At 71.0% G+C, this 22,882-nt stretch carries 16 protein-coding genes; 8 read left to right on the forward strand and 8 right to left on the reverse strand.

From position 1 onward, the window contains the following. Positions 1–21: 21 nt before the first annotated feature. The 6 genes from ACFYMM_RS14040 (at position 22) to ACFYMM_RS14065 (ending at position 10,793) form a co-directional block, all read left to right on the forward strand. Positions 22–1,218, forward strand: coding sequence for an ROK family protein (locus ACFYMM_RS14040; protein ID WP_388386125.1), 1,197 nt, complete (start codon positions 22–24; stop codon positions 1,216–1,218). Between the two features lie 406 nt (positions 1,219–1,624). Further along, the gene (gene ppdK, locus ACFYMM_RS14045) at positions 1,625–4,345 is read left to right on the forward strand and encodes a pyruvate, phosphate dikinase (RefSeq protein ID WP_388386126.1); all 2,721 of its coding nucleotides are present in this window, start codon (positions 1,625–1,627) and stop codon (positions 4,343–4,345) included. A gap of 665 nt (positions 4,346–5,010) precedes the next feature. After that, complete coding sequence (locus tag ACFYMM_RS14050; protein WP_388386127.1) at positions 5,011–7,233, forward strand: alpha-L-fucosidase; 2,223 nt, start codon at positions 5,011–5,013, stop codon at positions 7,231–7,233. Between the two features lie 188 nt (positions 7,234–7,421). After that, positions 7,422–7,835 carry a hypothetical protein gene (locus tag ACFYMM_RS14055; RefSeq protein WP_388386128.1) on the forward strand — a complete coding sequence of 138 codons (414 nt, stop codon included), beginning with the start codon at positions 7,422–7,424 and terminating at the stop codon, positions 7,833–7,835. A gap of 10 nt (positions 7,836–7,845) precedes the next feature. After that, positions 7,846–8,526, forward strand: coding sequence for an ABC transporter ATP-binding protein (locus ACFYMM_RS14060; protein ID WP_388386130.1), 681 nt, complete (start codon positions 7,846–7,848; stop codon positions 8,524–8,526). Beyond that, entirely contained in the window at positions 8,523–10,793 is a 2,271-nt protein-coding gene (locus ACFYMM_RS14065) for an FtsX-like permease family protein (protein ID WP_388386131.1), read from the forward strand. Before ACFYMM_RS14060 ends, ACFYMM_RS14065 begins: the two co-directional genes overlap by 4 nt. A gap of 13 nt (positions 10,794–10,806) precedes the next feature. Here ACFYMM_RS14065 and ACFYMM_RS14070 read toward each other — a convergent pair whose 3' ends face one another. After that, positions 10,807–11,232 (reverse strand): TIGR03668 family PPOX class F420-dependent oxidoreductase, encoded by a 426-nt coding sequence (locus tag ACFYMM_RS14070; protein WP_388386132.1) that lies wholly within the window; start codon positions 11,230–11,232, stop codon positions 10,807–10,809. 81 nt (positions 11,233–11,313) lie between these two features. On the opposite strand from ACFYMM_RS14070, the gene ACFYMM_RS14075 reads away from it, so the two are divergent. Then, positions 11,314–12,246, forward strand: a complete 933-nt coding sequence (locus tag ACFYMM_RS14075; RefSeq protein WP_388386133.1) for an oxidoreductase — start codon at positions 11,314–11,316, stop codon at positions 12,244–12,246. A gap of 48 nt (positions 12,247–12,294) precedes the next feature. Here the strand turns inward: ACFYMM_RS14075 and nirD are convergent, their stop codons facing one another. The 6 genes from nirD to ACFYMM_RS14105 all read right to left on the reverse strand — a co-directional run bounded on the left by nirD (position 12,295) and on the right by ACFYMM_RS14105 (position 19,780). Then, positions 12,295–12,645 (reverse strand): nitrite reductase small subunit NirD, encoded by a 351-nt coding sequence (gene nirD / locus ACFYMM_RS14080; protein WP_388386134.1) that lies wholly within the window; start codon positions 12,643–12,645, stop codon positions 12,295–12,297. Continuing rightward, complete coding sequence (gene nirB / locus ACFYMM_RS14085) at positions 12,642–15,230, reverse strand: nitrite reductase large subunit NirB (RefSeq protein ID WP_388386135.1); 2,589 nt, start codon at positions 15,228–15,230, stop codon at positions 12,642–12,644. Before nirB ends, nirD begins: the two co-directional genes overlap by 4 nt. Further along, positions 15,230–16,456 carry an NAD(P)/FAD-dependent oxidoreductase gene (locus tag ACFYMM_RS14090; RefSeq protein WP_388386136.1) on the reverse strand — a complete coding sequence of 409 codons (1,227 nt, stop codon included), beginning with the start codon at positions 16,454–16,456 and terminating at the stop codon, positions 15,230–15,232. Before ACFYMM_RS14090 ends, nirB begins: the two co-directional genes overlap by 1 nt. A 146-nt stretch (positions 16,457–16,602) precedes the next feature. Beyond that, the gene (locus ACFYMM_RS14095) at positions 16,603–17,223 is read right to left on the reverse strand and encodes a class F sortase (RefSeq protein WP_388386138.1); all 621 of its coding nucleotides are present in this window, start codon (positions 17,221–17,223) and stop codon (positions 16,603–16,605) included. Between the two features lie 116 nt (positions 17,224–17,339). Further along, positions 17,340–17,867, reverse strand: a complete 528-nt coding sequence (locus ACFYMM_RS14100) for a hypothetical protein (RefSeq protein ID WP_388386139.1) — start codon at positions 17,865–17,867, stop codon at positions 17,340–17,342. Between the two features lie 269 nt (positions 17,868–18,136). After that, complete coding sequence (locus ACFYMM_RS14105; protein ID WP_388386140.1) at positions 18,137–19,780, reverse strand: M4 family metallopeptidase; 1,644 nt, start codon at positions 19,778–19,780, stop codon at positions 18,137–18,139. Between the two features lie 174 nt (positions 19,781–19,954). Here ACFYMM_RS14105 and ACFYMM_RS14110 point away from each other — a divergent pair, with 174 nt between their 5' ends. After that, the gene (locus ACFYMM_RS14110) at positions 19,955–20,398 is read left to right on the forward strand and encodes a gamma-glutamylcyclotransferase family protein (RefSeq protein WP_388386141.1); all 444 of its coding nucleotides are present in this window, start codon (positions 19,955–19,957) and stop codon (positions 20,396–20,398) included. 319 nt (positions 20,399–20,717) lie between these two features. Here the strand turns inward: ACFYMM_RS14110 and ACFYMM_RS14115 are convergent, their stop codons facing one another. Beyond that, the gene (locus tag ACFYMM_RS14115) at positions 20,718–22,799 is read right to left on the reverse strand and encodes a molybdopterin oxidoreductase family protein (protein ID WP_388386142.1); all 2,082 of its coding nucleotides are present in this window, start codon (positions 22,797–22,799) and stop codon (positions 20,718–20,720) included. Positions 22,800–22,882 lie beyond the last annotated feature (83 nt).

The following is a 22,882-nucleotide window of genomic DNA, read 5'->3' on the forward strand; positions in this document are numbered from 1 at the left end:
GGGGCGGGAGGGCCGAGCAGGGTGGGGAGTCAGGCGAGCGCCGGTGAACTGCTCGAACTCGTGCGCAGTGGGCGAGCCACCACGCGCGGCGCCCTCCAGCAGGCCACCGGACTGTCCCGGGCCACCGTCGGCAACCGCCTCGACCGGCTGTTCCGGGCCGGCTGGCTGCGCGAGGGCGCCGGCGGCCCGGTCGACTCGCCGCTCGGCGGCCGCCCCTCCATCACCCTGGAGTTCGACGACTCGCACGCCGTGGTCCTCGCCGCCGACCTGGACACCCGGCACGCCCGCGCGGCCGTGCTCTCCCTCACCGGCGAGCTGCTCGCCGAGCACTCCGGCACGCTGGTCGTCGAGGACGGCCCCGAGACCGTCCTCGGCGAGCTGGGCCGCTGGTTCGGCGAACTGCTGGAGAAGGCGGGACACCGCGCGGACGAGGTCTGCGGGATCGGGCTGGCTGTGCCGGGCCCGGTGGACAGCGAGTCGGGCCGGGTGGTCCAGCCCCCGATCATGCCCGGCTGGGACGGCTACGACATAAGGGGCCGTCTCTCCCGCGCCCTCACCGAACACACCGGCGCGCCCGCCGTACCGGTCCTGGTCGACAACGACGCCAACCTCATGGCGTACGGCGAACAGCGCAGCGGACACCCGGACTGCTCGGCCTTCGTGCTGGTCAAGGTCTCGACCGGGATAGGCGCCGGGGTCGTGGTCGGCGGCTCGATCTACCGTGGCATCGACGGAGGCGCCGGCGACATCGGCCACATCCGGGTGCCGGAGGGCGCCGAGGCGCTGTGCCGGTGCGGCTCCTACGGCTGTCTGGCCGCGCTCGCCAGCGGGGGCGCCGTGGCCCGGCGGCTGGCGGAGGCGGGCGTGCCGGCGGCCTCCGGCTCGGACGTGCGCGACCTGCTGGCTTCCGGGCACCCGGAGGCGGCGGCGCTGGCCCGGGAGGCCGGGCGCCGGGTCGGTGACGTGCTCGCGACCGTCGTCACCCTGCTCAACCCCGGCGTGCTGATGATCGCCGGCGATCTGGCCGGAACCGCGTTCCTGACCGGCGTACGCGAACTGCTCTACCAGCGTGCGCTGCCGCGCTCCACCGCCCACCTGGACGTCGTCACCTCGCGGCTGGGGGAGCGGGCGGGGCTGATAGGCGCCGGGGCGCTGGTCGTCGAGCACTTGTACGCACCCGAGCGGGTCGAGGAACGGCTCACGGCGCTGGGCGTGTGAGGTGCACCGACCAGTCCGCGGGCCGGTCCGCATGGTGAAATCCGAGCGCCTGTGGCAGCGTGATTCTCGCCACCCTTGATAAGGGCAGCGCTCAGATGAGCGGATCATGGGCGACTGCACTTCCTCAAAGGGTGGCACTGGGTGCCATCCTTTGATCGTTCATCGATCGAAATCAGACGTGCATACAGTCCGCTCACCTGAGCGGAAAATCGCCTCGCAGGACGGCTGTGCGTTCAAGAAGTGAAAACATAGGGCCTCCACGGCTTGCCAAGCTTTGACTTTCGATCTGCTGGCGGACGACCGGTTACGGGCGCATGACGCACAAGTGGACGTACCCAGACGCCTTCGATCTGGGTATGTTCCTGGCCGTCAGGGCAGCCACCGCGGCCTCAAGGAGTCGAGACCCGTGTCGGAAAACAAAGATCCCCACGTAGCGAAGTTCGTTTACGACTTCACCGAGGGCAACAAGGACCTCAAGGACCTCCTCGGGGGCAAGGGCGCGAACCTCGCCGAGATGACCAACCTGGGTCTTCCCGTCCCGCCCGGCTTCACCATCACCACCGAGGCCTGCAAGGTCTACCTCGACAGTGGCGAGGAGCCGACGGCACTGCGTGACGAGGTGAGTGCGCACCTCGACAGCCTCGAGCAGAAGATGGGCAAGAAGCTCGGCCAGGCCGACGACCCGCTGCTGGTCTCCGTGCGCTCCGGCGCCAAGTTCTCCATGCCGGGCATGATGGACACGGTCCTCAACATCGGGCTGTCCGACAAGTCGGTCCAGGGCCTCGCCCGGCAGGCCGGCGACGACCGCTTCGCCTGGGACTCCTACCGCCGCCTCATCCAGATGTTCGGCAAGACCGTCCTCGGCGTCGACGGCGACCTCTTCGAGGAGGCCCTGGAGGCGGCCAAGACGGCCAAGAAGGTCACCGTGGACACGGACCTCGAGGCGGCCGACCTGAAGAAGCTGGTCACCAAGTTCAAGAAGATCGTCAAGACCGAGGCCGGCCGGGACTTCCCGCAGGACCCGCGCGAGCAGATGGACCTCGCCGTCAAGGCGGTCTTCGACTCCTGGAACGGCGACCGCGCCAAGCTGTACCGCCGCCAGGAGCGCATCCCGCACGACCTCGGCACGGCCGTCAACGTCTGTTCGATGGTCTTCGGCAACCTCGGCCCGGACTCCGGCACGGGCGTCGCGTTCACCCGCGACCCCGCCTCCGGCCACCAGGGCGTGTACGGCGACTATCTGCAGAACGCGCAGGGCGAGGACGTGGTCGCGGGCATCCGCAACACCGTCCCCCTCGCGGAGCTGGAGCAGATCGACAAGAAGTCGTACGACCAGCTGATGCAGATCATGGAGACCCTGGAGAACCACTACAAGGATCTCTGCGACATCGAGTTCACCATCGAGCGCGGCCAGCTGTGGATGCTGCAGACCCGCGTCGGCAAGCGCACGGCGGGCGCGGCCTTCCGCATCGCCACCCAGCTGGTGGACCAGGGGCTGATCGACGAGACGGAGGCCCTCCAGCGCGTCAACGGCGCCCAGCTGGCCCAGCTGATGTTCCCGCGCTTCGACGAGGACGCGAAGGTCGAGAAGGTCGGCCGGGGCATCGCGGCCTCGCCGGGCGCGGCGGTCGGCAAGGCCGTCTTCGACTCGTACACCGCCGTCAAGTGGTCCCGCTCCGGCGAGAAGGTCATCCTGGTCCGCCGTGAGACCAACCCCGACGACCTCGACGGCATGATCGCGGCCGAGGGCATCCTGACCTCCCGCGGCGGCAAGACCTCCCACGCGGCCGTGGTCGCGCGCGGCATGGGCAAGACCTGTGTCTGCGGCGCGGAGGAGCTGGAGGTCGACACCAAGCGCCGCCGGATGACGGTGCCGGGCGGTCACGTCGTCGAGGAGGGCGACGTCATCTCCATCGACGGTTCCAGCGGCAAGGTGTACCTCGGCGAGGTGCCCGTCGTCCCCTCCCCGGTGGTGGAGTACTTCGAGGGCCGGATGCACGCGGGCGCCGACGACGCGGACGAGCTGGTCGAGGCGGTCCACAGGATCATGGCGTTCGCGGATCGCAAGCGCCGCCTGCGGGTGCGCGCCAACGCCGACAACGCCGAGGACGCGCTGCGGGCGCGGCGGTTCGGCGCGCAGGGCATCGGCCTGTGCCGGACCGAGCACATGTTCCTCGGCGAGCGCCGCGAGATGGTCGAGAAGCTGATCCTCGCCGACACCGAGGAGGAGCGCGAGGCCGCCCTGTCGGAGCTGCTGCCGCTGCAGAAGAAGGACTTCGTCGAGCTGTTCGAGGCGATGGACGGCCTCCCGGTCACGATCCGCCTCCTCGACCCGCCGCTGCACGAGTTCCTGCCCGACATCACCGAACTGTCGGTCCGGGTGGCGCTGGCGGAGTCCCGTCAGGAGTCCCACGAGAACGACCTCCGTCTGCTCCAGGCGGTCCACCGCCTCCACGAGCAGAACCCGATGCTGGGCTTGCGCGGCGTACGCCTCGGCCTGGTCATCCCCGGTCTGTTCACCATGCAGGTCAGGGCCATCGCCGAGGCGGCGGCCGAGCGGAAGAACGCCAAGGGCGACCCGCGCGCCGAGGTGATGATCCCGCTCGTCGGCACGGTCCAGGAACTGGAGATCGTCCGCGACGAGGCCGACCAGGTCATCACGGAGGTCGAGGCCGCCACGGGCGTCCGCCTGAAGCTGTCGATCGGCACGATGATCGAGCTGCCGCGCGCCGCGCTGACCGCCGGTCAGATCGCCGAGGCGGCGGAGTTCTTCTCCTTCGGCACGAACGACCTGACGCAGACGGTGTGGGGCTTCTCCCGCGACGACGTGGAGGCCTCCTTCTTCACGGCGTACCTGGAGAAGGGCATCTTCGGCGTCTCCCCCTTCGAGACGATCGACAAGGACGGCGTGGGTTCCCTGGTCAAGGCCGCGGCGCAGGCGGGCCGCGAGACGCGCCCCGACCTGAAGCTCGGCGTGTGCGGCGAGCACGGCGGCGACCCGGAGTCGGTCCACTTCTTCCACGAGGTGGGTCTGGACTACGTCTCCTGCTCACCGTTCCGCATCCCGGTGGCCCGCCTGGAGGCCGGCCGCGCGGCCACCCAGTCGGAGGGCAGCGACCACCGCTGACGCTCCGTAGACCCCGGAGCCGCCGTCGGTCCCCGACCCTCACCGATCGGCGGCGGCTCCGGTGCGCGAGAAGAAGGGCGGCACCCTGTGCGGGGGTGCCGCCCTTCTGTGCGTCAGCTGCGGCGACTGTCGAGACCGGGCTTTGGGGGACGCGGTCAACCGGCCCGGGAGCACCGGTGTCTGACGGGTAGACATGCCATGTCTACGCAGGGAGAAAACGGCTGATTGCCGCACATACCTGGGAAAAAGTGCAGCGGAAAGGCGTCTTTCATCCCTGCACACCCGTTGACACGGGCAGGGTGGGTGCCGCAATTTCATGCGTGACATCCGGCACACGCGGCTCAGAGGTCTCCGAGAGGATCCGGGAGCCGAAGAGGTACGCGGCGGTGCTGCCGTACGGGAACGGAGTGAGGACATGTCGGGAGACTGCTCCGCCGGGAGCCCCCTGGAGTCCGCAGGCTCCGTCGCCGTTCCCAGCCGGTGACGCTGCTCCATCCACCCGTCTCACCGCGGACATCGTCGCCCGCACGCCGTGGCGCCGAGTCAACCGCCCGCCGACCGCCTCCGGTCCGGAGTGCTCGCGTACGTCGCACTCCCGCCACCTGAAGTACGCCCCCTGGCCGCCGGCCCCGGTCTCCCACCACAGCTCTGACGGAGGTACCACCATGATCAACAGACGCCAGTTCCTGGCGAGCGCCACCGGTGTCGCGGCGGCGGCGGTCGTTGGCGACGTCCTTGCCGCCGGCGCCGCCCGGGCCGCGACCGCGTACACCGCCACATGGGCCTCGGTCGACCAGCACACCCCGGCTCCCGAGTGGTTCAAGGACGCCAAGTTCGGCATCTACTACCACTGGGGCGTGTTCAGCGTTCCGGCCTATGGGAACGAGTGGTACCCGCGCCGCATGTACATCAGCGGCGATCCGTGCAACCAGCACCACATCGCAACCTACGGCGACCCGTCGGCGTGGCCGTACCACAACTTCATCAACGGCGCGAAGGACCTGAACGGCAACTTCAACAAGTTCGCCCCGAAGCTGAAGTCCGCGGGCGGGAAGTTCGACCCGGACGAGTGGGCGCAGCTCTTCGTCGACGCCGGCGCCCGGTTCGCCGGCCCGGTCGCCGAGCACCACGACGGCTTCTCCATGTGGAACAGCTCGGTCAACGAGTGGAACTCGGTCGCCAAGGGCCCCCAGCTCAACCTGCTCCAGCTGTTCACCGACTCCATCCGCGCCAAGGGGCTGAAGCTCCTGGTGGCCATGCACCACGCGTTCAACTTCAACGGCTACTACGACCACGTGCCCGCGCAGTCCGACCCGAGCCTGCAGAAGCTCTACGGGCAGCTGGGCGCCACGGCCGAGAACCAGCTGTGGTACGACAAGCTCAAGGAGGTCATCGACCTCGCCCAGCCCGACATCATCTGGGAGGACTTCGACCTGAACAAGGTCGACCAGACCCAGCGGCTGAACTTCCTGTCGTACTACTACAACCAGGCCCAGGCGTGGGGCCGCGAAGTCGTCGCCACCTACAAGGACGGCTTCGACGGCCACGGCGAGGTCTTCGACTACGAGCGCGGCGGCCCCGCCGACATCACCGCCCCCTACTGGCTCACCGACGACAGCATCTCCAGCTCCAGCTGGTGCTACACGAACGGCATCGGCTACTACAGCACCCAGCAGATGCTGCACTCACTGATCGACCGGGTCAGCAAGAACGGCAACATGCTGCTCAACATCGCCCCGATGGCGGACGGCACGATCCCCCAGGCCCAGAAGGACATCCTGCTCGGCATCGGCGACTACCTGAAGCGCTTCGGCGAGTCGATCTACTCGACCCGGGCCTGGACCGCGTACGGCGAAGGTCCCACGCACATGGGCGGCGGCGCCTTCACCGCCCCGCAGGTCGGCACCGCGCAGGACATCCGCTTCACCCGGAACAAGAACAACACCGTCCTGTACGCCACGGTCCTCGGCTGGCCGGGCAGCACGCTGAGGATATCGTCGCTCAACTCGACCCGGATCAACGCCAGTTCCCTGACCTCGGCGAAGCTGCTGAACTCCACCGCCGGCAGCTACACGGACCTGCCCGCGCCGACGCAGGACTCGGCCGGGCTGCACGTGACCCTGCCGTCGTCGTCGGCGCCGTTCGCCGCACTCGCCTACGTCGTGAAGCTGACCTTCTCCGGCCAGATCCCGCCCCTGCAGCCACTGTCCGGGGCCGTGGTCTACCAGGACGTCAACTACCTGGGCGGCTCCTCCGTGCTCCAGCTCGGCAACTACACCGCCGACCAGTTGTCGCTCGCCGGTCTGCCCAGCCGCAGCCTGTCCTCGCTGAAGCCGGCCCCCGGCTACCAGATCATCGGCTACTCCGGTGACAACTTCACCGGCACCGCCTGGACCTTCACCGCCGACAACGCCGATCTTCGGAACACCGGCAACAACGACGCCGTTGTGTCGATGAAGGTGCAGCTCGACCCCTCGGCGTGGTTCAGGATCACCAACGTCACCGACGGGCTGGTGCTGGACGGCGGCGGGAACGTCCCCAGCGGCTCCAACCTCAAGCAGTGGACCTGGAACGGCAGCACCAACCTGCAGTGGCAGGCCGTCGAGCTCGGTACCGGCTACTACAAGCTGGTCAACCGCGCCAACGGCATGGTCGCCGACGGAGGGGGCGCCACCACGGACGGCTCCGCCGCCCTGGAGGCCACCTGGAGCGGTGGCAACACCCAGCAGTGGCAGCTCAAGTACCAGGGCGGCGGCCGGTACTGGATCGTCAACCGCGCCACCGGCCTCGTCCTCGACGGCGGCGGCAACGTGCCCTCGGGCTCCGTGACCAAGCAGTGGTCGGGGAACAGCAGTTCCAACGTGCAGTGGACCTTCACCGCGGTCTGAGCGGACACGCGCTGCCCGGCGAGGAGCCTTCGGCGACCGAGCCGGGCGGGCTGTCCCGGCGGTGGCCGGTTCTGGATCACCTGATGTGGTGGCGATCTTATGCCTTAAGGTTTCAGCGCGTTATCGATCCGCTACGTTCTGTGACTCCGGGTGCCGGTGGGGTGGTCGGGGTGTGGAGAGGTGTGCGCGTGAAGAAGGTTGTTGTGGGCGTTGTCGCGGCGGGGGTCTTTCTTGCGGGGGTGGGGACGGCGTTGGCTTCGGCTTGGCGGCCGTTGCCGGATCTGCTGACGACTGGAGCGTACTTTCAGCATGGCAACTACCAGTTCAATCCGCCCGAGCGGAACCACGGTTCCATCGAATGGAACGGCTTCCTGACCGACGGGGACCCGAACGACGGTCACAACGGTTACATGGAGGTCCGTGTCGAAGGTCACGACTGGGTTCGCTACTACGGCAAGCAGGGGAAGCGCGTCTACCTGCACCACTCCAACTGGGACGGCGCCCAGCGGTACACGGACAACGCATACCTCCGGACGTGCCGTGACAAGGGAGCGATCCATCCGGACAACTGCACCAGCACGTACCAGCTCCACCGTCGCTGAGTGGGTCGCGATGTCCCAGGTGCTTGCCGCTCAAGGAATCGATCTCCGCTACGGGTCCTCGCAGGCGGTGAAGGGAGCGAGTATCGCGCTCCAGCGCGGCGAGGTCGCAGCCGTTATGGGCCCCAGCGGCTCAGGGAAGTCCTCCCTCCTGTATTGCCTGGCGGGTGTGCTGCCAGTGAGTGACGGCGAAGTCCGTTTCGAAGGTCGAGCGTTGGGCCATCTCAGTGACGCCGAACTGAGTTCGCTGCGGCGCGACAGGTTCGGGTTCGTCTTTCAGTACGGGGAGTTGTTGCCCGAACTGACCGTGGAGGAGAACGCCGCGCTTCCGCTCAGGCTGGCCGGGCAGCGTAAGGCACAGGCGCTCGCGACTGCGGGGGAGGTGCTCGGCCGCCTCGGGTTGGGGGAGCTGCGGGAGCGGCGTCCCTCGCAGGTCTCGGGCGGGCAGAGCCAGCGGGTCGCCGTGGCTCGCGCCCTGGTGCACCGGCCGGCAGTGGTGTTCGCCGACGAGCCGACCGGTTCCCTCGACAGTGTCAGCGCGGAGGCGGTCCTGGAGGAGTTCCTCACGCTGGCACGCTCGCAGGACACGGCCGTCGTTCTCGTCACTCATGACGCGGATGTGGCGGCTCGTGCGGACACCCGGTACACCATGGTCGACGGTGTTCTCACCCTGCAAGGGCGGTCGGGTCGGTGAAGGAACTCCTTCTGGGGCTGCGACTGCTGTTCGGCAGCGGACGCGGCAACCGGGTGCGGTTCGCGCTCATGACCATCGGCGGCTCGATCGGTGTCTGCTGCCTGGCCATCGTGCTTACGATTCCCGGCGTCCTGGCGGCACAGGACGCTCGGGTCGCGGCCCGGCAGCCGATTGACGCGCCCTCATCCAGGGTGGGCAGCTACCCGCTGTGGCTGGAGCGGACCGACCCCTACGGTTCCAGGCCCCTCACCCGCATCTTCATGGCCGGGGGAACCAAGACGGTAGAGCCGCCGCCGGGGCTGCAGGCCCTTCCGAAGCCCGGAGAGGTCTTCGTATCCCCGCGGCTGCACCAGGCGCTGCGCGCCGAACCAGAATTGGCGCAGCGATTGCCCGGTCGGGAGGCGGGACTGATCGGAGCCCAGGGGCTGGCTCGTCCCGAGGAACTCGTCGCCTACGTGGGCATGAGCCGGGAACAGCTCACCGAGGGCTGGCCGGTGTCCCGGTTCGGTAAGGAGTATCCCCCGACGACGACGGTCGAGCCGTCGACACTCGACATCCTGCGCTTCACGATGGCCTGCGTCGTCCTGCTGCCCCTCACCGTGTTCCTCTCCGTCTGCGCTCGCCTCTCCGCTGCCGAGCGGGCCCGCAGGCTGGCCGCGCTCCGCCTGCTGGGCATGAGCGTCAAGCAGGTGCAGCGGGTGAACGCCGCCGAGACGGTGGCCGCTGCCGGGCTCGGTGCCCTTCTCGGGCTGGGCGAGTACTGGAGCCTGAACCAAGTCGTGTCCCGGGTCGGGCTTCCGGGATTCACCTGGTATCCGGTAGACGGCGCCTTGTCCGGTTCCACGCTCTTCGCGTGCCTGGTGGGTTGCCCGGTGCTCGCCTGGTTCGTCGGGCGGGCGAGTGCCCGGAAGGCGGCTGCGAATCCGCTCGCCGTCCGCAGGGCGGCCCCGGAGAAGTCTCCTTCCGTCTGGGGATTGATTCCCTTGCTGGCGGGGTCGGGCATCGCGGTGGGGTACTGCGTCGCTGGTGTGACCGGGCATGCGCCCCGCAGCACCGGGCTGTCCGCACTGCTCATCCCGTCGGGGGCCATCCTCATCGGCGTCGGCCTCGTGGCGACTCTGCCGATCCTGTGCCGTTTCCTGGCGCGCAACGTTGCCCGGTCCACCCGGTCTCTTGCCCTGGGGCTCGCCATGCGGCGCAACGAGGCCGAGCCGGGAGGTGCTCTACGGGTGGCCGCCGGCCTGGTGCTGTTGGTGTTCGGGGCATCCCTTGCCCAGGGTGTCTTGGTCCAGTTGGACCAGGTCTCCAATAGCACCGCTCGGGTTCAGCTCTACGACATGCCCTACGCGCAGCTCACCACTGCCCAGCGGCGATCCCGCGAACGGCTGCCGGAGACGCGCACCTATCTCGTCACCATGAACTCAGCGCGGGTTGGCGCCGCAGAGCTGGCCTGGTCGCCGCTGCTCCTGTTCGCCACCTGCGCCCAGCTTCGGAACGTGGTGCCGTGGATGGGTAAGTGTGTCGACGGGAGGCCCCTGCGGTTGCGGGACCTTGAGCAGCCCTCGGGTGGGATGAGCGATGGAGGAGGAAAACTCCTGTTCAAGCTGGACGGTGGGCGTCGCCAGGTGACGTTCACGGCCCCTCAGCGAACCGTCCAGTACCGGGGCCAAGCGGAACTGCCGCTCCCGGACAACGGATCCATCCTCGTACCGCCTTCCATGCTGCCCCGCGGAACGCGTCCTCAGGACGCCACGCTCACCCTGATCAGCGGCTCCGATCCGAAGACCGTCCACAAGGTCCTCGACAGCATTGGTCATGTCGCTCCCACCGTCGATCTGATCCCCCAGGGTTTGGACGTAACCGGCCTCCAGCAGATCGCCATCATCCGAACCCTCCTTGCTGTCGGCATGCTCCTAGGCCTACTGATCGGCGCAGCCGCCTACGTCGTAGCCGCCATCGACCGCATCGTCGAGCGCCGCCCGCAGGTCACCGCCCTCACCCTCCTCGGTGCGAGGGCGAGCACGCTGCGGGCGGTGCAGGTGGCCCAGGTCGTGTTGCCGCTCGCCGTGGGCCTCGTGCTGGCCGTGGCCGCCGGGAAGATGGCCGAGTCCAGCTATCTCGTCACCGGAGGCGGTGCGATCTTCTGGGACGGCGCCGGCGTGCCTGCCCTGCTCGGGTGTGCCCTGGGGGTCGTGGCGGTCGCCGCTGTCGGGGCGCTTCCCCTCGTCGGCCGTCGGATCGATCCGGAACTCATCCGGCGGGACTGAGGGGGAAGGGGGTTCACGCGGACGCCCAGCCGCTCCACCGTGTCACCCGGACCGCGACCACCGGCCCCCGTGGAGGAGACTCCTTGTACTGGTCGTACCTGTCGCACAGCAGGTCCAGCGCGCGGTGGACTTCGGGAAGGCCGGGTGGGAGTACTTCCGCGTGGCCGTCGGCGCGGGCCCACCACAGGGTCGTCCAGTCCTCGGCGTAGTGGTCGACCAGTACGGACACCGCCGGGTTCTCCCGGATGTCGCGCAGGCGCCGCAGGTCCCACGTGCTCTTGGGCTTGTCGTCCACCGCGAAGTACAGGACGTCGGCGGAGGCGGGGGCGGCGAACGTCACCGGCACCGCGTGGGGCACCCCCCGCGCGTCCGCCGTCGCCAGCCTCGCGATCCTCGACGCGGTGAAGCGTTCCCGGGCGGTGAGCGGCGAGAGCCTCATGGCGTCCAGAGTAGTCAGCCGCGTCCGGAGTAGTTTGCCTACGCTGAGCGCGGCACAGTCGAAGGCGGAGGGAGCCCGGACATGACCGGCTGGAGCGTTACCGACATTCCCGAGCAGGCGGGCCGCCGTGCCGTCGTCACCGGCGCCAACAGCGGGCTCGGCTACGTCACCGCCAGGGAGCTGGCGCGCAAGGGGGCCCGGGTGGTGCTCGCCTGCCGCAGCGAGGCGCGGGGCAGGGACGCCGTCCAGCGGATGCGGCGCGAGGTGCCGGAGGCCGACGTCGAGGTCGGGCGGCTCGACCTCGGTGATCTCGCCTCCGTGCGGAACTTCGCCGAACTCTTCACCCGCGAGTACGACCGGCTCGATCTGCTCGTCAACAACGCCGGGGTGATGGCCCCGCCGTACGGCACCACCGCCGACGGGTTCGAGACCCAGTTCGGGGTCAACCACCTCGGGCACTTCGCGCTCACCGGGCTGCTGCTGCCCGCGCTGCTGGCCGCCCCGGACGCCCGGATCGTGACCGTCTCCAGCATGATGCACGCCCTGGCCAACATCGACATCGACGACCTCAACAGCGAGGGCCGCTACCGGCGTTGGATCGCCTACGCCCGCTCCAAGAGCGCCAACCTGCTCTTCACGCACGAGCTGGCGCGCCGACTGGCCGGGCACGGCGGGGAGGTCGTCGCGGCCGCCGCGCACCCCGGGTACGCCGACACCAACCTGCAGAGCGCCGGACCCCGGTCCGAGGGCCGACGGGGTGCCGAGTGGCTGATGGGGATCGGCAACCGGGTCTTCGCCCAGTCCGCCGAGGCGGGCGCCCTGCCCTCCCTGTACGCGGCGACCGCCCCGGACGTACGGCCCGACTCCTTCTTCGGGCCCGCGTTCGGCGGGTGGCGGGGGGCGCCGGCGCCGTCCTGGCGGGCCCGCTGGACCCTCAGCGACCCGGCGGCCCGTCGGCTCTGGGAGGAGTCCGCGCGGCTGACGGGGGTGGAGTACGGCGCCCTGAAGGCGTGAGCCCCGCCGGTCGAGCCGCGAGCCACAGTTCCACCCCCCGCCGAAGTGCTACCGCGCCCGTACCTCGTACGAAGCCACCCGTACGGCCTCGTCGTCCAGGCACTGCCCGGTCTCCAGGTCGAAGCGCTGCTTGAGCAGGGGCGAGGCGACGAACGGGCGGCCCCTTTCGGTGCCGGTCAGGCCGCGGGACAGGACCGCCGCGCCGCCGAACGGGTCGCGGTTGTCGATGCCGTACAGCCGGTCCGTCCGGTCCCGGAACAGGGCCACCTGGCGGCCGTCGGGCAGCAGGGCCGCCACGCCCCGGCCCGGTACCAGCTGGTGCAGGTCGCAGACCGTGAACCAGCTGTCTTCCAGCTGGAGTTGAACCTTCAGGTCGGTCGTCTCGGGTGCCAGGGTCATCGCTGGGTGCTCCCTTCCAGGGGACGGTGGCCGATGGTGAGCAGCGGCAGGTCGGGCTTCATCTGGTCGCGCTCCGGGACGAAGCCGACGACCGGGTCGGGGGTGTCGGGCGCGTTGACGAAGGAGACGAAGCGGGAGAGCTTCTCGGGGTCGTTGATGGTCTCCGCCCACTCGTCGCGGTAGTTCGAGACGTGGGCCGCCATCAGGGACTCCAGCTCCTCGCAGATGCCGAGGGAGTCCTCGACGACCACGTCCCGGACGTGGTCGAGACCGCCGGGGATGCGCTCCAGCCAGGTCGAGGTGCGCTCCAGGCGGTCGGCGGTGCGGATGTAGAACATCAGGAAGCGGTCGATCAGGCGGACCAGTTCGGTGTCGGAGAGGTCCTGGGCCAGGAGGTCCGCGTGCCGCGGGGTGGCGCCGCCGTTGCCGCCGACGTAGAGGTTCCAGCCGCCGGACGTCGCGATGATGCCGAAGTCCTTCGACTGGGCCTCCGCGCACTCGCGGGCGCAGCCGGAGACCGCGGACTTGAGCTTGTGGGGCGAGCGCAGGCCGCGGTAGCGCAGTTCCAGGTCGATCGCCATGCGGACCGAGTCCTGGACGCCGTAGCGGCACCAGGTCTGGCCCACGCAGGACTTCACCGTGCGCAGCGCCTTGCCGTAGGCGTGGCCCGACTCGAAGCCGGCGTCGACCAACCTGGCCCAGATGAGGGGGAGTTGCTCGACTCGGGCGCCGAACATGTCGATGCGCTGACCGCCGGTGATCTTCGTGTAGAGGCCGAAGTCGCGGGCGATCTCGCCGATCACGATCAGGCCCTCGGGGGTGATCTCACCGCCGGGGATGCGCGGGACGACCGAGTACGAGCCGTTCTTCTGCAGGTTGGCGAGGAAGTGGTCGTTGGTGTCCTGCAGCGCGGCCTGCTCGCCGTCCAGCACGTAGCCGCTCACGCCGATGGACGGGGCGAGGGAGGCGATGATCGAGCCGACCGCCGGCTTGCAGACCTCGCAGCCGTCGCCGCCCTTGGCGTCGTCGCGGCCGTAGCGGTCCAGCAGGTCCTGGTAGGTGTTGATGCGCAGGGCGAGGACGATCTCGTACAGCTCCTCGCGGGTCTGCGAGAAGCAGCCGCACAGGCCCTTGTCGACCTCGACGCCGCTCGCCTCCAGCTCGGCGGTGACCAGCTGGCCGAGCACCTTGACGCAGCTGCCGCAGGTCGTACCGGCCTTGGTGCACTTCTTCACCTCGGGCACGGTGGTGCAGTTGTGCTCGGTGACGGCGCCGCGGATCGTGCCCTTGCGGACGTTGTTGCAGGAGCAGATGATCGCGTCGTCCGGCAGCGCGGCCGGGCCGAGCTGGACGGATTCGCCGGCGCCGGCGGGCAGCACCAGCGACTCGGGGGAGACCGGCGGGACCGAGCCGGTGAACGCCTTCAGCGTGCCGTACGCCTCCGCGTCGCCGACCAGGATGCCGCCGAGCAGCGTGCCGTCCCGGCCGATGACCAGCTTCTTGTACAGGCCGGCGCGGGAGTCGGAGTAGACGACGTCCAGGCAGTCCTCGGTGACCCCGTGCGCGTCGCCGAAGGAGGCGACGTCGACACCGAGCAGCTTCAGCTTGGTCGACAGGTCGGCGCCGGTGAACTCGGCCTCGTCCCGCGCGATCGTCGCCGCCGCCGTCTCGGCCTGCTCGTATCCGGGGGCGACCAGGCCGTACACCCGGCCGTCCGCCGCCAGCGCGCACTCGCCGATCGCGAACACGTGCGGGTCGGAGACCGTACGGCACTGCTCGTCGACGGTGATGCCGCCGCGCTCGCCGACCGTGAGGCCGCAGTCGCGGGCGAGCTGGTCGCGGGGGCGGACTCCGGCGCTGAACACCACCAGGTCGGTGGCGAGTTCGGAGCCGTCGGACAGCTTCATGCCGGTCACGGCACCGGAGTCGTCGACGACGATCTCCTGCGTGCCGACGCCCGTGTGGACGGTCAGGCCCATCTCCTCGATGGTGCGCAGCAGGGCCGCGCCGCCGCCCTCGTCGACCTGGACGGGCATCAGGCGCGGCGCGAACTCCACGATGTGGGAGGTGAGTCCGAGGCCCTTGAGCGCACCGGCCGCCTCCAGGCCCAGCAGACCGCCGCCGACCACCGCACCGGTCGTCGCCCTCGACTTGGCGTACTCCTCGATGGCGAGGAGGTCCTCGATCGTGCGGTAGACGAAGCAGCCCCCGGCGTCCTTGTTCGGGACCGGCGGCACGAAGGGGTAGGAGCCGGTGGCGAGGACCAGGGTGTCGTACTCGAAGACCTGGCCGGACCTGGCCGTGACCCTCTTCGCCTCGCGGTCGACCGTCTCGGCCGGGTCCCCGACGTACAGCTCGATGCCGTGGTCGTTGATGAACCCCATGTCCGTCATGGACAGGTCCTCGGGGGTCTTGCCCGAGAAGTACGAGGTGAGGGCGACGCGGTCGTAGGCCGGGCGCGGCTCCTCGCACAGCACGACCACGCGGTGCGTGGCGGTCAGGCCGCGCTCGGCGAGCGCTTCGAGGAAGCGCTGGCCGACCATGCCGTGGCCGACGAGCACGATCGTGGGGGTGCCGGTGGACATCAGGAGCCTCCATCGTTGGTGAGCAGGTGGAGCAGGGGGCCGCCGTCGGACGGGAGCGGCTCTGCTCCCTCCCAGGCGCGCGCGAGGGCGCCGACGGTGCCGAGTTCGCCGACCAGGACCCCGCCGACCAGGCGGTCGTCGCGGACGACGACCTTGCGGTAGGTGCCCCGGGTGGCGTCGGTGAGCTGGACGACGTCGTCGCCGGGCAGTGCCTCGGTCTCACCGAAGGCGGCCAGGTCGAAGGGGGAGTCGGGGCCGGTGAGGGTCAGCCGGGTCAGTGAGCGGGTGCCGGTGTAGCGGGCGGTGGCGCTCGCCGGGTCCCCGGCGAGCAGTTCGGCGAGCGCCTCGGCCTGTTCGAGGGCCGGGGTGGCGAGGCCGTAGACCGTGCCGGCGTGCTGGGCGCAGTCGCCGATGGCGTGGATGTGCGGGTCGGAGGTGCGCAGTTCGTCGTCGACGAGGACGCCCTTGTGGACGGCGAGGCCCGCGTCCTGGGCGAGGCCGACGCGCGGGTGGACTCCGCAGGCGATGACCACGAGGTCCGCGTCGAGGGCGTAGCCGTCGGCCATCTCGACCGAGCGGACGGCGCCGCCCACCGAGCGCACGTCGCGCACCCGGCACTCGGTGTGCACCTCGACGCCGAGGTCCTTCAGGTGGCGCAGGACGAGCCGGGAGGCGTTCGGGTCGAGCTGGCGTTCCATCAGCCGCTCGGCCTGTTGGGCGAGCACCACCTGGGCGCCGCGCGCCGCGAGGGCCCGCGCGGCGGACACCCCGAGCAGTCCGCCGCCGACGACCACCGCGCGCACGCCCGGCCGGACCGCCTTGGACAGGGCCAGGCAGTCGTCCATGGTGCGGAACGCGTGGACACCCTCGGGGAGTTCGTGGTCGGGGGTGAACAGTCCGCGCAGCGGCGGCAGCACCGGGTTGGAGCCGGTGGCCAGGACGAGCGTGTCGTATGCGATCACCGAGCCGTCCGCGCAGCGCAGCAGGCGCCCGGCGCGGTCGATGCCGGTGACCCGGGCGCGGACCAGGCCGGTGGGCGCGGGCAGCGCTATCACCTCGGGCACGTACCGCCCGGCCAGCACCTCGGCGAGCAGCACCCGGTTGTACGGCCGGTGCTCCTCCTCGCCGACGAGCAGCGCGGGCGTGCCCAGCTCGCCGAGCCGCCGGGCGAGACGTACGCCCGCGAGGCCGGCGCCGATCACCACCACACGCGTATTCGAGGTCATGTCCAGGAGCCTGCGGTGCCGGTGTTACCCGACCGCATCACGTCTGTTTCCCGCGGGGAACGCTGCCCTCAGCGGGGGCGGGTGCGGGGTGTGAGGGTTCCGTGCGGGCACCGGGGGAGCGCTGTGAGGCGGACCCGGGGCGGGGGTCAGCGGCTGCCGGTGAGGTGGGCGAAGACGACGACGTTGCCCTGGTAGCCGGTGGTCTTCGAGTATCCGCCGCCGCAGGTGATCACCCGCAGTTCGGGCCGCCGGGCCGCGCCGTACACCTTGTCGTCGGGGAAGTCGCGCGCCTGGTAGACCTCGACGGCGTCGACGGTGAACAAGGCCACACTGCCGTCGCGCCGGTCGAGTTCGACGGCCGCGCCCCGTCTGAGGGCGCCGAGGTCGTAGAAGACGGCGGGGCCGTCGGTGTTGTCCACGTGGCCGGCGACGATCGCGGTGCCCTTCTCGCCGGGGGTGGTGCCGGCCTCGTACCAGCCGGCCAGGTTCTTGTTCCCGGCGGGCGGCACGTCGAGGCTGCCGGACCTCGTCAGGCCGAGACCGGTCAGGGGGGCGTCGACCCGGATCGACGGGATCCGGATGCGGATCGGCGGGGAGGGCGGCAGCGCGGGTGCCGAGAGCCTCTCCGCACCCGGGTCGGGGCGGCCCTCGGCGGCCGGCGGCTGCGGCGGGGCGTGCGTCCCGGTGGGGCCGTCGAGCAGCCAGACCCCCGAGCCGAGGGCGATCACGGTGACGGCGGCTATCGCGGTGTCCCCGATCCTGCGCATGAGAACCCCTCTTCCAAGGACAGCACTGTCCCCTGCCCCCTCCGGGCCACGAGGGGCGTCGGACCCGGAGGGGGCGGGACATGCGGTACCGGCGGACGGACAGCGGAGGGTGTCCGTCAGATCCCGTCGCCTCTCGCCCGGCGATGCAGGAGCCAGGTACCGCCCGCGGCGGCGACGGCCAGAGCGGCCACGCCCGCCGTGGTCTGCACGGGATCGGGGCCCAGTGCGCCGCCGACCCCGGTCTTCACGCTGCCGCGCGGCTGCACCTGCTCGTGCCCCGCGCCGCTCAGCGCCACCATCAGATCGCCCGTCACGCGCCGGTCGCCCTCGGCGCACTTCGCGACGATCTCGTACGTCCCCGGCTGCGCGCTCGGCGGCACCCGGAACTCGCCGATCGCCTCGCCCTCGTGCGTGCTGGGCGCGAGGGTGAAGGTGCCGGCGCCGACCGCGGTGGCGTCGCCCGCCGCCGCGGCGGCCTTGGCCCCGCAGGCCGCCGTGTTCACGGTGACCTGGCTGCCGGGGGTCGCCGTGGCCGGGTACACCTGGAGAGCGCCGCCGTCGGCGCTCTCGGCGGGCGCGGCGGCGAGCCCCGCCGCGGCGACGGCGAGCGCCGTACCGGTCAGCAGACGGGCGGTGCGTCGCATGGTGCTCCCTACGGCTTGTGCGGTCCGTGCCCTTCCGAGATAAGTGGCAGTGGGGCTGGACCGCTTCCTGAGGGAGCGTCAGGACTGGGATGAACGGGTGGCGCCCGCGAGACCCTTATGGACCAGTGTTGGCGGGATTCCGGCTGGTCAGGGGCGTGCGCGTGAATCGGTCAGAAAAGAGTACGAAGGGTGTGGCCGACGGGGGTGAACGGGTGAGGGCCGGCCCCCTCGACGGGGCCGGCCGTGGTGCCCGTGGCGGCGCGGGCCGTTCAGTTCACGTTGACCGCGCTCCAGGCCGCCGCCACCGCGTTGTACTCCGTGCTGCCGGACCCGTACAGGTCCTTGGCCGCGTTCAGGGTCGCGGTCCGCGCCCCCGCGTAGTTCGTCGACGACGTCATGTACACCGTCAGCGCCCGGTACCAGATGGCCCCCAGCTTGTCCCGGCCGATCCCGGTGAGCGTGGCGCCGTTGGAGGTGGGCGAGTTGTAGCTGACGCCGTTGACGGTCTTCGGTCCGCTGCCCTCGGCGAGGAGGTAGGCGAAGTGGTTGGCCACGCCGGAGGAGTAGTGGACGTCCAGGTTGCCGACCGAACTGCTCCAGTAGTCCGCCGAGTTGCCGTCCTTGGAAGGCTTGTCCATGTAGCGCAGGGCGTCCCGGCCGAAGCCGGGGCGGACGATCTTCTCGCCGATCAGGTAGTCGCCGGGGTCGGAGGGGTTGTTCGCGTACCACTCCACCAGCGTGCCGAGGATGTCGGAGGTGGCCTCGTTCAGGCCGCCGGACTCGCCCGTGTAGGTCAGCGCCGCTGTCTTGGAGGTGACGCCGTGCGTCATCTCGTGGCCCGCCACGTCCAGCGCGACCAGCGGGCCGAGGCTCGTCCCGTCGCCGTCGCCGTACGTCATGCAGAAGCAGCTGTCGTCCCAGAAGGCGTTGTTGTAGGCGCTGCCGTAGTGGACCCGGTTGTACGACCCCTTGCCGTCGCCGGCGATGCCGTTGCGGCCGTGGACGTTCTTGTAGTAGTCCCAGGTCACGTCGGTGCCGTACTGGGCGTCCACGGCCGCCGAGGACCGGTCGGTGTTCGTGCCCGTGCCCCAGTGGTTGTCGGCGTCGGTGAACAGCGTGGAGGGTGCGCGGCTGATGCAGATGCCGAAGATGCACAGGTCGGTCTTGTTGGCCGCGTCGCCCGTGTAGGTGTTGCCCCGTGTCGGGTCCTTGAGCTGGTACGAGGAGCCGGACTGGGTGGTCTGCAGCGGGACCGTGCCGCTGTAGAGGGACTGGCCGTCGCCGGCCGCCGTCTCGATGCTGTCCCAGGCGTCGATCTGGGCTCCGGTGCGGGCGTCGGTCAGGACGGTACGGGCGACCGGGTTGCCGAGCGAGTCCTGGGCCACCGCGTTGGTCCGCCAGGCCAGCCTGGGCCTGCCGTGCAGGGCGTCCACGACCAGCTGCGGCTTGGCGGTCACCTTCCGCAGGATCTCGCCGAGGTTCACGGCGCGCAGTGCGTTCACCGCGAGGTCGGCGGCCTTGGGCGCCGGTATCGAGGGGACGACGCTGGGCAGGGATATCGCGGACCTGGTCGCCCGGTCGGCGCCGCGGTACGCGCCGTCCGAGGCCAGGTGGACCACGAAGTCTCCGCCCAGGACGGGGAGTTGGTGGTAGGTGCGGTCGTAGCGGACGTGCTGGGTGCCGTCCTTGTCGACGATCACGTCCCGGACGGAGGTGCCCTCGGCGGAGGTCAGGCCCAGGTTCGTGGCCTGTGCCAGGAGCGCCGAGGCCGCGTTCTCGATCGCGGTGATCCGGGTCGGCCTGCTGTCGGCGTGCGCGGCGGGGGAGAGCGCGGCGGCCAGCAGGGTGGCGGCGGTGGCGGCGACGCCGGCCGTGGTGAGACGGGATCCTCGGGTGTGCCGTGTCCGACTCATCGAACTCCTTGGGGAGGCGCCTCGAAGGCGTGGGGGTGGCGCTGGTGTCGACTGAGATTCAAGGGGCCCGGACATGTCATGTCCATAGCGTCGCCATGGAGATGTGTGTGAGGGCGAAGGGGGTCCAGAATCGTTTCTGTGACCTCGGTGACCCCAGTGACCTCAGGGATTCCAGTGACCGCTCCCGCCCTGCCCTTCTTCGTCTACGGCACCCTGCGCCCCGGCGAGCCGAACCACGCCCTGTTCCTGCGCGGCCGCACGCACGCCGAGGAACCCGGCCGCCTGCCGGACGCGGCCCTCTACGAAGGCCCCGGCTACCCGTACGCCGTCGACGAACCCGGGGCGACGGTCACCGGCGACCTGATCACCGCGCTGCCCGGCGCCTACGCCCGACTCCTCCTGGAACTCGACCGGTTGGAGGAGTACGTCCCCGGCGACCCGGACAGCCTCTACGAGCGCGTCGCACGGGACGTCGTACGCCCGGACGGCACCACCGCCCGGGCCTGGGTCTACCTGGCCGCACCCGCGGTCGCCGCCCGCCTGAGGGCCCGGGGCAGACGCATCCGGGGCGGCGACTGGCTCACGAGCCGCGCGGCCCGGCGCCCGGACGGTCCGTGACCCGGCGCCCGGACGGTCCGTGACCCGGCGCCCGGACGGTCCGTGACCCGGCGCCCGGGCCGTCGGTGACCCGGCGCCCGGGCCGTCGGTGACCCGGCGCCCGGGCCGTCGGTGACCCGGCGCCCGGGCCGTCCGTGGCCCGGCGCCCGGGCCGTCCGTGGCCCGGCGCCCGGGCCGTCCGTGGCCTGGCGTCAGGCGCCCTCGGGGCCGCGCCGCCGCGCCGCCGCGCTGCCCGGCGTCCGGCCTTACCGCCCGGCGCACGGTCGTACCGCCGGTGCCGCCCGGCGTCCGGGCCCCCGCGACCCGGCGTCGGACGCCTTCAGGGCCGTACCGCCTCCACCCGCACCGCGCAGGCCTTGAACTCCGGCATCCGGGAGGTCGGGTCGAGAGCGGGGTTGGTGAGGGTGTTGGCACGGCCCTCGCCCGGCCAGTGGAAGGGCATGAAGACGGTGTCCGGGCGGATCGCCGTGGTGACCCGGGCCGGGGCAACCGCCCGGCCGCGCCGTGAGACGACGGCCACCGGGTCGCCGTCGGCCGCCCCGAGCCGCGCCGCGAGCCGCGGGTGCAGTTCCACGAACGGACCGGGCGCGGCGGCGTTCAGCTCGGCCACCCGCCGGGTCTGCGCCCCCGACTGGTACTGGGACACCACCCGGCCGGTCGTCAGCACCAGCGGATACTCGTCGTCCGGCTCCTCCGCCAGGCCCCGGTGCGTCACGGCGACGAACCGGGCCCGGCCGTCCCCGGTGGCGAACCGGTCGAGGAAGAGGCGAGGGGTGCCGGGATGGACGCCGGCCTCGTCTTCCGGGCAGGGCCAGAACACCCCGTTCTCCGCCGCCAGCCGGTCGTAGGTGATCCCCGAGTAGTCCGCCGGGCCGCCCGCGCTCGCCCGGCGCAGTTCCGTGAAGACCTCCTCGGCGTCGGTCGGGAAGCCCTTCTCCACGCCCAGCCGCGCGGCGAGGCCGTGCAGGACCTCCAGGTCGCCGCGGATGCCCTCGGGCGCGGTGACCGCCCGGCGGCGCAGCAGCACGCGCCCCTCCAGGCTGGTCGTCGTGCCCGTCTCCTCGGCCCACTGGGTGACCGGCAGCACCACGTCCGCGAGCGCCGCCGTCTCCGAGAGCACCACGTCGGCCACCGCCAGGAAGTCCAGCGAGCGCAGCCGTCCCTCGATGTGCGCCGCGCGCGGCGCCGACACCACCGGGTTGGAACCCATCAGCAGCAGCGCCCGGATGTCGGTGCCGAGGGCGTCCAGCAGTTCGTAGGCGCTGCGCCCCGGACCCGGCAGGCTGTCGGGGTCCACGCCCCACACCTCGGCGACGTGCCGCCGCGCCGCCGGGTCGTCGAGCTTGCGGTAGCCGGGCAGCTGGTCGGCCTTCTGGCCGTGTTCGCGCCCGCCCTGTCCGTTGCCCTGCCCGGTCAGACAGCCGTACCCGGACAGCGGGCGGCCCGCCCGGCCGGTCGCCAGGCACAGGTTGATCCACGCGCCCACCGTGTCGGTGCCCTTGGACTGCTGCTCGGGACCGCGCGCGGTCAGCACCATCGCCGCTTCCGGCGCGCAGAACATCCGGACGGCTTCGCGGAGTTGCGGAACGGACACCCCCGTGATCCGTTCCACGTGCTCCGGCCAGTGCGCCATCGCCGCCGCCCGCGCCTCCTCCCAGCCGGTGGTGCGCTCCCGGATGTACTCCTCGTCCGTGCGCCCCTCGGCCACCACCAGGTGCAACAGGCCGAGCGCCAGGGCGAGATCGGTCCCGGGGCGGGGCGCCAGGTGCAGGTCCGCCTGCTCGGCCGTCCTGGTACGGCGCGGATCCACCACGATCAGCGTGCCGCCGTTCTCGCGCAGTTCCCTGAAGAACCGCAGCGACGGCGGCATGGTCTCCGCCAGGTTGGAGCCGACCAGGATCACACAGCCGGTCTTCGGAATGTCCTCGAGGGGGAACGGCAGCCCGCGGTCGAGTCCGAACGCCTTCAGGCCGGCCGCAGCCGCCGAGGACATGCAGAAGCGGCCGTTGTAGTCGATCTGCGAGGTGCCCAGCACCACCCGTGCGAACTTCCCGAGCGCGTACGCCTTCTCGTTCGTCAGGCCGCCCCCGCCGAACACCCCGACCGCGTCGGGACCGTACCCGGCGCGCGCCGAGGACAGCCCGGCGGCGATCCGGTCCAGCGCCTCGTCCCAGCTCGCCGGCACCAGCGCGTCCCCGGACCGCACCAGTGGCGAGGTCAGCCGCACCGCCGAGGACAGCACCTCGGCCGCCGTACGCCCCTTGCCGCACAGCGCACCCCGGTTCACCGGGAAGTCCGGACGTTCGGTCACCTCGACGCCCCCCCGCGGCAGGGGCGTGACGGTCATCCCGCACTGCAGGGCGCAGTACGGGCAGTGGGTGGGCGTCGAGGTGGTCTCCATACCGCCCACAGTGCTTCGCGCGTGTTACGTCCCGTGACGGTTCCCTGTTACACGGCCGGGACGGCGACCTCCCCGCCCCGTCC

It is taken from the genome of Streptomyces sp. NPDC006739 (assembly GCF_042869815.1).
GTDB lineage: Bacteria > Actinomycetota > Actinomycetes > Streptomycetales > Streptomycetaceae > Streptomyces.